Genomic DNA, 13,585 nt, shown 5'->3' on the forward strand with positions numbered 1-13,585 from the left:
GGCACAATCAAGCCCCGAAGACCGACCAGCCGGTGCGCGCCGCCAGCATTTCCAACGCCAGCGAGCCGATGAGCGAATTGCCGTTGTCGTTGAGACCGGGCGACCAGACGGCAACGGACGCCTTTCCGGGTGCCACGGCCAGAATTCCGCCGCCGACGCCGCTCTTGCCGGGCAGGCCGACACGATAGGCGAAATCGCCCGAGCCGTCATAATGGCCGCAGGTCAGCATCAGTGCGTTGATACGCCGCGCCCGAAGATGCGAGACGACGCGATGGCCGGTCAGCGGATTGGTGCCGCTGTTGGCGAGGAACAGACCTGCCTTGGCGAGCTGCCGGCAGCTCATGGCCAGCGCGCATTGGTGGAAATAAACGCCGAGCACCAGTTCAGCCGCATGGTCGAGCTTGCCAAACGAGCGCATGAAATTGGCGAGCGCATAGTTGCGGAAGCCCGTCGCCTGTTCCGAACGCGCCACCGACTGGTCGATGATGATATCCTCTTCATCCGCGAGATACCGCAGGAAGCGCACGATCTCGCCGATTGCCTCCTTCGGCGTGTGGCCGGCCAGTACAAGATCGGTGATGGCGATAGCGCCGGCATTGATGAAGGGATTGCGCGGGATGCCGCCTTCCTGTTCGAGCTGGACGATGGAGTTGAAGGCCGAGCCGGAGGGTTCGCGACCGACGCGCTTCCAGATCGATTCGCCGTGTTTGCCGAGCGCCAGCGTCAGCGTAAAAACCTTAGAAATGCTCTGGATGGAGAAAGGTTCTTCCGCATCGCCGACGAGATGCACGTCGCCATCGACCGTCACCACGGCCATGCCGAATTTCTCGGGGTCCACATGGGCGAGTTGGGGAATGTAGTTCGCCACCTTGCCCTCGCCGCGCCGCGGCGACAGCGTGGCGTGGATGTCCTCAATGATGGCCTGCAAATCCGTCATGCGATTTTCCCCAAAAGAAAAAGCCGCCAATTTCTTGGCGGCTTTTCCGGATTAAGCAAGGTGTCGACCGCGAATTAACGCGAGTAGAATTCGACGACCAGGTGCGGTTCCATGACAACGGCGTAAGGCACGTCGGACAGAACCGGGATGCGAACGAAGGTCGCAACCATCTTGTTGTGATCGACTTCGATGTAGTCCGGAACGTCGCGTTCAGCCAGCGAAACGGATTCGAGAACCGTGACGAGCTGCTTGGACTTTTCCTTGACTTCGATGACGTCGCCCGGCTTGCAACGGTAGGAACCGATGTTGACGCGGACGCCGTTGACCTTGACGTGGCCGTGGTTGACGAACTGACGGGCAGCGAAGACCGTCGGAACGAACTTGGCGCGGTAGACGATCGCGTCCAGACGCGATTCGAGCAGGCCGATCAGGTTTTCCGGGGTGTCGCCCTTGCGGCGTTCGGCTTCAGCGAAGATCGCGCGGAACTGCTTCTCGCGGATATCGCCATAGTAGCCCTTCAGCTTCTGCTTGGCGCGGAGCTGAACACCGAAGTCCGAAAGCTTGGACTTGCGGCGCTGGCCGTGCTGGCCCGGGCCGTATTCGCGGCGGTTGACCGGGGACTTCGGACGACCCCAGATGTTTTCGCCCATACGGCGGTCGATTTTGTACTTGGATGCAGCGCGCTTGCTCATCGCATTTCCTCTTAGTCTTGTTATCGCCAATCCGTTGCCGGACCGGCTGAAGGAAACACGCCCTCCTCTGAACCGTCTTAGGTTCCGACAGGCTTCTCACGATCGCGACCGGAGAATCCACGGGACATGTCAAATGAAACACCGGACATTTCTGCCCGGCGTTGGCGGGGTCATTAGGCGAGTTTTACAGAACTGTCAACGAACAAAGCCCGGAAAATCCGCCTATTCCGCCGCATCGCGGTGGGAATCGACAAGGTCCGGCCCATTGGCGTCGCCCGGCAGTGTCTCGCAGCCAAGATCCGGAAAGGCGACAATGCGATGGCCAGCGAGATCGCTGTGCACGACGACCAGCCCCTGCTCCTCGAAATAGCCGAGCAGACGCCGCGCCCGGCGAGCCGAATGCGTGCCGTAGGCGCGCGCAATGCGGGCGTCCGACGGGCAGGCAAGCCCGCGTACTGCCGTCTGGGCAACCAGCAGGAACACGCCCTGCAAGTCCTCGGTGACATTGCGCGACAGTTCGAGCGCCCTGCCCCAGATCTCGGTGGCCGCCGTCTCGGCATCGACGCCGGAGCGCGCCACTGCCATCTTGCGGCGGAAGGCCGGCAGCGAGAGCGGTGCGCCGGGCACACGCCGAATGCGGCAACGCACGAGAAAATCCTGGAACAGCTCCGCATCGGCGCGGAAGGCCGCTTCCGGATTGCTGAGGATTTCTGCGAGGGCCTGATCGAGCAGGCTTTCGCGTTCTTCGGCGGATATCTCTGGCGCAGGTGCCTTGGTTTCGGTCTGGACCGGTTCTGGGCGTGCGCGAGACAATTCGGCAAGGATATCCGTCGTCGGGCGCGGCGCGGGCGGCGCGCGGCGCACCAGCGGGCGGGTAAACTCTTCGGGATCGGGCGTGAAGATCAGGTCCTCGACGTCCTGCGGCGCATCCGGCAGCGGCATCAGCTTGGGGCTGGTCGAGCGCGCGGAGGTTTCCACCGCGCCGATGGTCACAGGCAGCGGGCGACGCGAAAGTGCTGGGCCGAGCGCCACGAAGGAGCCGCGTGGCAGGTCGCGGAACATTTCCGCCTGCCGGCGGTCGAGGCCGAGCAGATCGGCGGCGCGCGCCATGTCGATATCGAGGAAGGTGCGGCCCATCAGGAAGTTAGAGGCCTCGGCCGCGACGTTCTTGGCAAGCTTGGCAAGGCGCTGCGTGGCGATAACGCCGGCAAGGCCGCGTTTACGGCCGCGGCACATAAGATTGGTCATAGCGCCAAGCGAAAGTTTTCTTGCCTCCTCGGAGACTTCACCGCTGACGGCGGGCGCAAAGAGCTGAGCCTCGTCGACCACGACGAGCACCGGATACCAGTAGTCCCGGTCCGCATCGAACATGGCGTTGAGAAAAATGCCGGCTGCGCGCATCTGCTCATCTGCCTCGAGGCCTTCGAGCGAGAGCACGCAGGACACGCGGTGCTGGCGGATACGGGTCGCGATGCCGACCAGTTCGGCTTCCGTGCGTTGGCCATCCACCACCACATGGCCGAAGCGATCGGACAGCGTGACGAAGTCGCCCTCGGGGTCGATGATGACCTGCTGCACCCAGGGTGCCGACTGTTCGAGCAGGCGGCGCAGAAGATGCGACTTGCCCGAGCCCGAATTGCCCTGCACCAGCAAGCGCGTTGCCAAGAGTTCCTCGATATCGAGCTTGGCCGGTGCGCCGCCCTGCACCGTTCCCATGTCGATGCCGACCTTCATCCCGTTCCTCGTTCCTGAAATATGCGATTCGCCCGGCCGCCACCGGACATCCGGCAAGCCCTAACACGAAACGGACCGCCGTCACGCGTGGCTTTTGAAAAACCCACAGGGAAAGCCACGTCAGACGACGCGCAACCCAAAACCCTGCATCAGGCGCCGTGTCGAAAAGTCCGGCTTTCCCGAGGTGAAGACGGCGATGTCTTCGCCCGGTGCCAGTGTTTCCAGCGGCGGCACGAGGCGGCGGGCCTGGCGGGCGATGGCTTCGGCGGGGTCGAGCCAGTCGACGGGCCACGGCGCGAGCTTGCGGAAGAGGTTCGCGACGAACGGGTAATGCGTGCAGGCGAGCACGACGATATCGGTCTTGCGGCCCATCTCGTCGACGAAGCATGGAATGATTTCGGCGCGCACGGCCTCGTCGGACAGGGTTTCGCCACGGATATAGGCTTCGGCCATGCGGGCGAGGTTTTCCGAACCGACGAGGCGCACGTCACATTGCGTGGCGAAGGACTGGATGAGATCGCGCGTATAGGCGCGCTTGACCGTGCCGGGGGTGGCGAGCACCGAGACGAGGCCGGAGCTGGTGCGCTCGGCGGCGGGCTTGATGGCCGGCACGGTGCCGACGAATTGCATATGGGGGAATGCGGCGCGCAGATCGCTACCGACGAGCGTAAAGGCCGTGTTGCAGGCGATGACGCAAATTTCCGGGTCGTGCTCGTTCAGGAGCTTTCCGAAGAGCGCGATGATATGCGCCTTCAGCGCCGGCTCTCCCCAGCCGCCATAGGGAAAGCCGGCATCGTCGGCCACGTAGGTGAAATGCCGCTCGGGCATCAGCACACGCGCCTCGCGCAGCACGGTGAGACCACCAATGCCGCTGTCGAACATCAAGATAGGCTTCGGTGTCTGTTCCATCACATTTCCGGACGAAAAACCGGTTCCCACTTTTTCTGGAAATGTTTCAGTCGAGGTCACGGGGCTCTTTCGGCCGGCGGTTGCGGGTGCGGTTAGGATTGGTCACGCCACGCGGCGATTCCCGCGTGAAACGATCGAGGCAGGAAATGATGCCGCGCAGGACCTGGATCTCCGTGCCGGTGAAGGAGGGGCGCGTCAGAATAGCGCGCAGGTTCTCCACCAGTTTTGGCTTTTTTTCGGCAGGCCGGAAATAGCCGCGCGCATCGAGCGTCTCTTCCACATGGTCGAAGAGACCCTGCAACTCCTCCTTCTTGGCCGGACGCTGCGGCAGAGCGTCGAATGGTGTGTCCTCGACGGAGGCGAGACCGCTCTTCATCCACTCGTAACTCATCAGCAGAACGGCCTGGGCGAGGTTTAGCGAGGCGAAGGCAGGGTTGACCGGGAAGGTCACCAACTCGTCGGCCAGCGCGATCTCCTCATTGGTGAGGCCGGTACGCTCGCGGCCGAAGAGGATGCCGGTCTTCTCTCCTGCCCGGAAGCGGACACGCAGATCGTCCGCCGCCACGACCGGCGAGCGAACTTCCTTGTAGCCGTAGCGGTCGCGTGCCGTCGTCGCATAGACGAATTCGAGATCGGCGACGGCCTCCTCCAGCGAGGCATAGACCTTTGCCGCCTCGATGACGTGATCGGCCTTGCTGGCGGCGGAGATCGCCTTCTCGCTCGGCCAGCCGTCGCGCGGATTGACGAGGCGCAGTTCGGCCAGGCCGAAATTCGCCATAGCGCGCGCCACCATGCCGATATTTTCACCGAGTTGCGGATGAACGAGGATGATCGCCGGTCCTTCGGCGATCATCGTGCGTTCGCTGTTCGTGCCTGCCATGCCAAATTTTCCCTAGAAAGTTGGCGCCTCACTGGCATAAACGGCCGGAAATGAAAAGCATCCGCTGCTATTCGTCGCTTTCGGGCTTTTCCGCATTGCCGCCATTGGCGCCGGCTTCGGCGATCTCGACCATTTCCTTCTTTAGGGACGCGCCCTCCTCGAAGCTCGGGCGCTCGATATCATCGATGACGGCATGGCCGTCCTCTTCCATCACCTTGAAGACCAGCGTCTCCGGCTTCCAGTCGGGCGCGCGCTCGCCGAAACAATGGCTGTTATCGAAGGTTACGGTCACGTCTTCAGCGCCATTGGCCGGCTGGCCCTCGGTGGTCTTCACATCCTTCAGCGCGCAGCCATCCTGGCCGCCGATAATCGGGTCGTAGTCGAAGGGCGAGCCGCCATCGTCATAGGCGGGGAATTTCGCCGCCGCACGGTATTTCGTGACGAAATCCTTGCTGTAGAGGCGCTTCAAAAAATCTTCGCTGAAGTAATCGACATAGTCAGGCGGCGTATCGCTGTCGGTGCCCATGTCCTGCCAGTTGTTGGTCGCCGCCGACATGATCTCCGCCACAGGCGCCTTGAAATCGGCGGCGTGCGCGGCAATGGGAAAGAGGACGGCGAGCGCCACGAGACCGAAACGCGACATGATATTCTCCATTGGATGGCGGCACCCGGACGGGCCCCGCGAGCGAACCTTCCTGAAACGGAATTTGGGCAAAAGTTATTCCGCATCGCAACGAAAATAAACCGCCTCATTCCTTCGTTGGCTTTGCCTTCCGGGTCTCGGATGCTATAGGGCCAATCGGTTCTTTAAAGTCCACGATCCGGGGCGTTCCGCCCCTACAAGCACGAGGCTCCCCATGGCAAAGATCAAGGTCGCCAACCCCGTCGTCGAGCTCGACGGCGACGAGATGACGCGCATCATCTGGCAGTTCATCAAGGACAAGCTGATCCACCCCTACCTGGACATCGACCTTGAATACTACGATCTCGGCATGGAGAACCGCGACGCCACCGACGACCAGGTGACGATCGACGCCGCCAACGCCATCAAGAAGCACGGCGTCGGCGTCAAGTGCGCCACGATCACGCCGGACGAGGCCCGCGTCGAGGAATTCAAGCTGAAGAAGATGTGGAAGTCGCCGAACGGCACGATCCGCAACATTCTCGGCGGCGTCATCTTCCGCGAGCCGATCATCTGCAAGAACGTGCCGCGCCTCGTTCCCGGCTGGACCAAGCCGATCATCGTCGGCCGCCACGCCTTCGGCGACCAGTACCGCGCCACCGACTTCAAGTTCCCCGGCAAGGGCAAGCTGACGATGAAGTTCGTCGGCGAAGACGGCAAGGAAATCGAATACGACGTGTTCGATGCGCCCTCCGCCGGTGTCGCCATGGGCATGTACAACCTCGACGATTCGATCACCGAATTCGCCCGCGCCTCGTTCAACTACGGCATCCAGCGCAAGGTACCGGTGTACCTCTCGACCAAGAACACCATCCTCAAGGTCTATGACGGCCGCTTCAAGGATATCTTCCAGCAGGTCTTCGACGCCGAATTCGCCGACAAGTTCAAGGAACTGAAGATCTGGTACGAACACCGCCTGATCGACGACATGGTCGCCTCGGCGCTCAAGTGGTCCGGTGGTTACGTCTGGGCCTGCAAGAACTATGACGGCGACGTCCAGTCCGACATCGTGGCCCAGGGCTTTGGCTCGCTCGGCTTGATGACCTCGGTTCTGATGACGCCTGATGGCAAGACCGTCGAAGCCGAGGCCGCGCACGGCACGGTGACGCGTCACTACCGCCAGCACCAGAAGGGCGAGGAAACCTCGACCAACTCGATCGCCTCGATCTTCGCCTGGACCCGTGGCCTCGCCCACCGCGCCAAGCTGGACGGCAATGCGGAGCTCGCCAAGTTCTCCGAAACGCTGGAACGCGTCTGCGTCGACACCGTCGAATCGGGCTTCATGACCAAGGACCTCGCGCTCCTCATCGGTCCCGACCAGCCGTGGCTCTCCACGACGGGCTTCCTCGACAAGATCGACGAGAACCTGCGCAAGGCCATGGCGGCCTGAGCCTTAAAACACCGAGAAAGCCCGGCCATCGCGCCGGGCTTTTTCTTTTGGGCAGGCTTGCGACCGCCCCGCCGCGCTCTATTCTCCCCCTCGCCATTCGAGGAGGACACCATGGCCGACGAGCTCGTTTTCTACAGCAACCCGATGTCGCGCGGGCGCATCGCCCGTTGGATGCTGGAGGAGGTCGGCGCGCCCTACCGCACCGAATGGCTGACCTATGAAGGCTCGATGAAGGCGCCGGATTATCTCGCGGTCAACCCAATGGGCAAGGTCCCGGCCATCCGCCACGGCAAGGTGGTCGTGACCGAAGCCGCCGCCATCTGCGCCTATATGGCCGACGCCTTCCCCGAAGCCGGACTTGCCCCGCCCATAAGCCAGCGCGCGGACTACTACCGCTGGATGTTCTTCGCCGCCGGCCCGGTGGAAATGGCGGTCTCGCTCAAGGCCTTCGGGCTGAGCGTGCCCAAGGAGCGTGAGCGCAGCATCGGCTGCGGCAGCTACGAATCGGTGCTGAACGCGCTGTCCTATGCCGTCAGCCGCACACCCTATATCACGGGTGATACCTTTACCGCCGCCGATGTCTATGTCGGCTCGCATATCAGCTGGGGCCTGCAATTCGGTTCGCTGGAGGCCCGGCCGGAATATCAGGCCTATTGGGACCGCCTGAAGGATCGCCCCGCCTATCTGAAGGCCAAGGCGATCGACGACGAGGAGATGCATCGCCAGCTTGCGGCGATGAAAGCCAGTTAGGAAGGTGCAACTGCTTCTCCAGCTCTCCTTCGTCATCCTCGGATCAAGCCCGAGGATGACGTCGATGGGGATGACGAGCCGAGACAAGCGGCGTCACGGCTCCCAATGCTCTACCTCGAGCTCAGGCCTCGGCCTTCCTTGCCGGCTGCAAGGGCAGGCAGATTTCCGTGATCAGCTCGTTCGGTGGCACGTCGCGCGGATTGTTGAGATAGGCCTCGAGCATCACCTCGTCGCGGATCGAGCGGCCGGAGGCCGGCAGCCAGGTGGCGTAGAGCCAGCGATAGGCCGCCCCCATATCGGCATAGGGACCCTTGTGGCGCAGCACGGCGTAGTCACCACCAGCCAGCATGCGGCGTTCGAGCGGCGCGTCCGCCGGGACATCCGCATTCGCCGTCACGCAGGCATAGGAGCGGAGCTTGTCCTCTGGCACGAAATCGGGATCATCGAGGAAGAGGCCGATCATGCGCATGTCGGGCGTGAAAATGTTGCGGGAATACAAGGCGCCGTAAAGCGCCTCGAAGGCTTTGCCGATGCCCATATAGGACCCTGTATGGGGAACCGAGAGCAGCGTCTGCTCGGGAATGGTGCGAATAACGATATCGTACATGCGGAACGTTTCCTTGCCGTGTTCGGGTTCGAAAGCGCGATGGGGGCCATTCCTGCGGTAGCGCGCCGGCGGCATGCCATAGGCCGCTGCGAAGGCTCGCGTGAATGATTGCAGGTTGGGATAACCCCAGCGCGCGGCGATGTCCCGGACCGAGCGGTCGCTTCTCACCAGATCGCCCGCCGCGCGGTGCAGCCTGAGCCGCCGGACGGTCATCGCCAGCGTCTCGTTGTGCACTGCCCGATAGACACGATGCCAGTGATGGGCGGAAAGACAGGCGATATCCGAGAGCCGGTCGAGGTCGAGATCCTCGTCCAGATGCTCGTAAATATAGGCGGAGACGCGCAGCAGACGCTTCTCGTAGGCGGCCCATATCTCATTCTCGCTCATGCCGTTTCCTTTCTCGTCGGGACGCATTCAAACAAGCACGGAGCGATTTCACAAATCCTGCGCTTCTGCGTATTCCACCATTTCGACAGGCTCGAGATCGGGCAATTGCATCAGCGAGGGAATAGGCATGAGATAGCTGCGCCGACCTCTCCGCCCGACAGCCTTTCGAGGCGTCCATGGCCGACACCCAAAGCTCGCTACCCTTTTCGCGGAGCTACGGTGCCGAGCGTTTGCGATCCGGCGCACTTCCGGGATGGACGGTAGCGATGTGGTGCTGCCGATCTCCGTGGCCATCGCTATTGCCTACGGCGTCTCCCGGATCGCAGTCTTTGCACCGCAATCATACCCATTGCACCGACATGCCTCTAATGGGTTACACCGCCACTAGATTCGTCGAAGGGTGGTTGCGCAAAGCTATCGGTTCGGTGCCAAGCTCCACATTGCCGGCCTGAAATCGGATATGCACCGTCTTCTGGAAGTGCACGGCCTGCGCGATCACGTCATCCTCACCAGCGCGTGGGGAATGCGCGAACATATTGCTGACACCTAGCCGGCGAACGCGACCCCGTTGGGATGGGCAGCGGGCTTGAACATGCGCCCCGCAAAACCGGACAGCATGGCGGCAGGGGCCGCCCGCATGACGCGGTTGCGTCCGGCCTCCTTCGCGGCATAGAGCGCACCGTCGGCGGCCGAATGCAGACGGTCGAAATCCGTGCCGAAGGTCGCGACGTCAGCAAGGCCGATGCTGACGGAGACGCCGATCTCACGCCCTTCGCTCAGGACAGTGAGCGCCGCAACCTCCTGCCGCAGCCGTTCGGCGAAAAGCTCCGCCCGCGAAATGTTGTGCCGGGGCGCAAAAAGCGCGAACTCCTCCCCGCCGAAGCGGCAGAACAACATGCCCTCCTCCAGCGAGGCCGAGATGCGCGCGGCGAAGCACTTCAGAACCGTATCGCCCGCCACATGACCATGCGTGTCGTTGATCGCCTTAAAGCGGTCGAGGTCGAAGATCATCAACGTACCGTCGTTGCCGCCGGCAAGATGGAAACGCGTATCCTCGAAGAACGAGCCGCGATTGGCGATGCCCGTCAGCGCGTCGGTGCGCGACGCCTGCCGATAGAGCGCCTCGCCGCGCTCCTTGATGAGAACGAGCATGGCGATGGCGGCGAGGATCGTATGGGCGAAGAGCTCCAGCGAAAACAGCGCAAACCAGGCGGAATGCGCAGTGCCATTGCCGAGCGGAGCTGGCGAGACGATGGCCATCGGGATGCGCAGCGAATAAATGATGCCATGCGACAGGAAAAAGATGGCGGACATGGTGCGGCTTGGCAGTCGTTGGCCGCCACGCCCGCGCCAGAGATCCAGACCGATCCACACGGAATAGGCCGTGATGATCACCGAGGAGAGAATGATGCGGTTGTTCACGTTCTCGGTGATCGCAGGCACGAAGAGATAACCAAGGCTCCACAGCACCGGCCCCGCCGCCACGACCATCATATAGACCGGGCGCCGCTCGAAGACGCGAAAGCCGGCCCACATTAGGGCATAGCCCAATGCGGTGAGCATGTTGGCAGCGCCGACTGTCAGCAGGGGATAGCCTATGGGACGCATCGCATAGAGCAACGTGCAGGCGGAGCCGACCCACATGGCCAGGCACCAGTAGCCCGCCGCCGCATGGCGCCTGTCGGTCAGCCAGACCTGCAACATGAAAATTCCGACGACCATGGTCGACAGAAAGGTACAGATCATCAAGGTTGAAATACTGATGATATCTTCAGTCAAAACACGCTCTCCGCACGACGAAGATGCTAGGCGCAAAGCTTGAAGACTTCGCAAACAAAACGGCGGGCCAGAAGCCCGCCGTCATAGCGATACAGGATGTTTATGCTGGATCAGCCGGCGATGACGGCAGCCACCGCGTCCACGGCATCCGCAGCCTTGGAGCCGTCTGGACCGCCGGCCTGCGCCATATCAGGGCGGCCACCGCCGCCCTTGCCGCCAAGCGCTTCTGAGGCGCGGCGCACCAGGTCCACAGCGCTAAAGCGGCCGGTCAGATCATCCGTAACGGCCACGACGGCGCTCGCCTTGCCATCCGGTGAAACGCCGACGAAGGTGACGACACCGGAGCCGAGGCTCTTCTTTCCCTCGTCCGCCAGGCTCTTCAGGTCTTTCGGCTCGACGCCGGTGACGACCTTGCCGAGGTACTTGATACCGGCAACGTCGCGAACACCATCGTCACCACCCGAGGGGCCACCGGAAAGCGCGAGCTTCTTCTTAGCTTCGGTGAGTTCGCGCTCAAGCTTGCGGCGCTCATCAACCAGGGCCTCGACGCGGGCGAGCACTTCGCCCGGCTGGGCTTTGAGCGCCGCGGCCAGCGCCTTCACGCGTTCGTCCTGCTCGGCGAGGTAGGCGCGGGCCGCCTCCCCCGTCAGCGCTTCCAGACGGCGCACGCCGGAACCGACCGCACTGTCGGAAAGGATGCGCACGAGGCCTATTTCGCCGGTAGAGGCGACATGCGTGCCGCCGCACAGTTCGACCGAATAGGCGCGGTTCGCCTTGGCGCCGCGAATGCCGGTGCCCATCGAGACGACGCGCACTTCATCGCCGTACTTCTCCCCGAAAAGCGCCATGGCGCCTTCGGCAATCGCATCGTCGACCGTCATCAGGCGGGTGGTGACGGGCGAATTCTGCACGATGATCTCGTTGGCCATGTCCTCGATGACGCGCAGTTCTTCGGCCGTCATCGGCTTGGGATGCGAGACGTCGAAGCGCAGGCGCTCGGGCGCAACCAGCGAGCCCTTCTGGGCGACGTGGGTGCCGAGCACTTCGCGCAGCGCCTCATGGAGGAGGTGCGTCGCAGAGTGGTTGGCGCGTAGGCGCGAACGGCGGGCGTGATCGACATTCAGCGCCACGGCATCGCCGACCTTCAGCGTGCCCTCGGCAACGGTCGCGACGTGGACGAAGACGCCCTCGCCCTTCTTCTGCGTATCGGAAACGCTGAGCTTGGCATTGTCGGACGAGATGATGCCGGTATCGCCCATCTGGCCACCGGATTCGCCGTAGAACGGCGTCTGGTTGACGACGATCTGCACCTCTTCGCCGGCTGCGGCACTCTCGACTGCTTTGCCGTCTCGTACGATCGCCTGGACGACGCCCTCGGCCGTCTCGGTATCATAGCCTAGAAACTCCGTCGCGCCGTGCTTTTCCTTGAGCTCGAACCAGATCGTTTCCATCGCCTTGTCACCGGAGCCGGCCCAGTGCGAGCGAGCCTCAGCCTTCTGGCGCTCCATGGCATCGGTGAAACCGGAGAGATCGACGTTGATTTCGCGGGCGCGCAGCGCGTCCTGCGTCAGGTCGAGCGGGAAGCCGTAGGTATCATAGAGCTTGAAGGCGGTCTCGCCATCCAGCATGTCGCCCTTGTGAAGGGTCGCGGTCGCGTCGGAGAGAAGGTTGAGGCCACGTTCAAGCGTGGTGCGGAAACGCGTCTCCTCAAGCTTCAGCGTCTCGGAGATCAGCGCTTCGGCGCGTTGCAGTTCCGGATAGGCACGGCCCATCTCGCCGACCAGCGTCGGCAGAAGCTTCCACATCAGCGGCTCCTTGGCGCCGAGCAGCTGCGCATGGCGCATGGCGCGACGCATGATGCGGCGCAGCACGTAGCCACGGCCATCCTTGGCCGGTAGAACGCCATCGGCGATCAGGAAGGCCGAGGAACGCAGGTGATCGGCAATGACGCGGTGGCTGGCGCGTGCCTCGCCCTCGGCCTTGACACCGGTCGCCTCGACGGAGGCGTCGATCAGCGCGCGGAAGAGGTCGATATCGTAATTGTCATGCTTGCCCTGGAGTAGCGCCGCGACGCGCTCTAGGCCCATGCCGGTATCGATGGACGGGCGCGGCAGGTCGATGCGCTCCTCCTTCGTCACCTGCTCGAACTGCATGAAGACCAAGTTCCAGATCTCGATGAAGCGGTCGCCGTCCTCTTCCGGCGAGCCGGGCGGGCCGCCCCAGATATGGTCGCCGTGATCGTAGAAGATTTCAGAACACGGGCCGCAGGGGCCGGTATCGCCCATCGCCCAGAAGTTGTCGCTCGTCGGAATGCGGATGATGCGGTCGTCGGTGAGACCGGCGATCTTCTTCCACAGGTCGAAGGCCTGGTCGTCGGTGTGATAAACGGTGACGAGAAGACGCTTCTTGTCGATGCCGAATTCCTTGGTAATCAGGTTCCAGGCGAGCTCGATGGCGCGTTCCTTGAAGTAGTCGCCGAAGGAGAAGTTGCCGAGCATCTCGAAGAAGGTGTGGTGACGTGCGGTGTAGCCGACATTGTCGAGGTCGTTGTGCTTGCCGCCGGCGCGCACGCATTTCTGCGCGGTCACGGCACGCGAATAGGGACGCTGCTCCAAGCCGGTGAAGACGTTCTTGAACTGCACCATGCCGGCATTGGTGAACATCAGCGTCGGGTCGTTGCGCGGCACGAGCGGACTGGAGGACACGACCTCGTGGTCATTCTTGCGGAAATAGTCGAGGAAAGTCGACCGGATCTCATTCACGCCGCTCATATCGCGTCCTTCATCTTGCCATTGTCTGCGCTCCAAGCCGGGCGCACCATCCACCAAAGTCATGTTC

12 protein-coding genes are annotated in these 13,585 nt (G+C 62.7%); 2 read left to right on the forward strand and 10 right to left on the reverse strand.

Annotated elements, in window-relative coordinates; genetic code table 11:
- Positions 1 to 7: 7 nt before the first annotated feature.
- The 6 genes from D0Y60_RS00650 to D0Y60_RS00675 all read right to left on the reverse strand — a co-directional run bounded on the left by D0Y60_RS00650 (position 8) and on the right by D0Y60_RS00675 (position 5,795).
- Complete coding sequence (locus D0Y60_RS00650) at positions 8 to 937, reverse strand: glutaminase (protein ID WP_117366212.1); 930 nt, start codon at positions 935 to 937, stop codon at positions 8 to 10.
- 74 nt (positions 938 to 1,011) lie between these two features.
- Positions 1,012 to 1,629 carry a 30S ribosomal protein S4 gene (rpsD, locus tag D0Y60_RS00655; RefSeq protein WP_117366213.1) on the reverse strand — a complete coding sequence of 206 codons (618 nt, stop codon included), beginning with the start codon at positions 1,627 to 1,629 and terminating at the stop codon, positions 1,012 to 1,014.
- 222 nt (positions 1,630 to 1,851) lie between these two features.
- Entirely contained in the window at positions 1,852 to 3,363 is a 1,512-nt protein-coding gene (locus D0Y60_RS00660) for an ATP-binding protein (protein ID WP_117366214.1), read from the reverse strand.
- A 120-nt stretch (positions 3,364 to 3,483) separates the two neighbouring features.
- Positions 3,484 to 4,272, reverse strand: coding sequence for a glutamate racemase (gene murI, locus D0Y60_RS00665; protein WP_117366215.1), 789 nt, complete (start codon positions 4,270 to 4,272; stop codon positions 3,484 to 3,486).
- 46 nt (positions 4,273 to 4,318) lie between these two features.
- The gene (locus D0Y60_RS00670; RefSeq protein WP_117366216.1) at positions 4,319 to 5,152 is read right to left on the reverse strand and encodes an RNA methyltransferase; all 834 of its coding nucleotides are present in this window, start codon (positions 5,150 to 5,152) and stop codon (positions 4,319 to 4,321) included.
- Positions 5,153 to 5,219: 67 nt separating this feature from the next.
- Entirely contained in the window at positions 5,220 to 5,795 is a 576-nt protein-coding gene (locus D0Y60_RS00675; protein WP_117366217.1) for a hypothetical protein, read from the reverse strand.
- Positions 5,796 to 6,009: 214 nt separating this feature from the next.
- On the opposite strand from D0Y60_RS00675, the gene D0Y60_RS00680 reads away from it, so the two are divergent.
- Complete coding sequence (locus tag D0Y60_RS00680; protein ID WP_117366218.1) at positions 6,010 to 7,224, forward strand: NADP-dependent isocitrate dehydrogenase; 1,215 nt, start codon at positions 6,010 to 6,012, stop codon at positions 7,222 to 7,224.
- 111 nt (positions 7,225 to 7,335) lie between these two features.
- Positions 7,336 to 7,974 (forward strand): glutathione S-transferase family protein, encoded by a 639-nt coding sequence (locus tag D0Y60_RS00685; RefSeq protein ID WP_117366219.1) that lies wholly within the window; start codon positions 7,336 to 7,338, stop codon positions 7,972 to 7,974.
- Positions 7,975 to 8,095: 121 nt separating this feature from the next.
- Here the strand turns inward: D0Y60_RS00685 and D0Y60_RS00690 are convergent, their stop codons facing one another.
- From D0Y60_RS00690 to alaS, 4 genes are all read right to left on the reverse strand, one after another.
- The gene (locus tag D0Y60_RS00690; RefSeq protein ID WP_117366220.1) at positions 8,096 to 8,968 is read right to left on the reverse strand and encodes a GyrI-like domain-containing protein; all 873 of its coding nucleotides are present in this window, start codon (positions 8,966 to 8,968) and stop codon (positions 8,096 to 8,098) included.
- Between the two features lie 373 nt (positions 8,969 to 9,341).
- Positions 9,342 to 9,503, reverse strand: coding sequence for a hypothetical protein (locus D0Y60_RS24665; RefSeq protein WP_158565355.1), 162 nt, complete (start codon positions 9,501 to 9,503; stop codon positions 9,342 to 9,344).
- Positions 9,504 to 9,514: 11 nt separating this feature from the next.
- Entirely contained in the window at positions 9,515 to 10,747 is a 1,233-nt protein-coding gene (locus D0Y60_RS00695) for a GGDEF domain-containing protein (RefSeq protein WP_147324478.1), read from the reverse strand.
- 110 nt (positions 10,748 to 10,857) lie between these two features.
- Positions 10,858 to 13,518, reverse strand: a complete 2,661-nt coding sequence (gene alaS, locus D0Y60_RS00700; RefSeq protein WP_117366222.1) for an alanine--tRNA ligase — start codon at positions 13,516 to 13,518, stop codon at positions 10,858 to 10,860.
- Positions 13,519 to 13,585: the final 67 nt, after the last annotated feature.

The organism is Shinella sp. WSJ-2 (genome assembly GCF_003432075.1).
Lineage (GTDB): Bacteria > Pseudomonadota > Alphaproteobacteria > Rhizobiales > Rhizobiaceae > Shinella.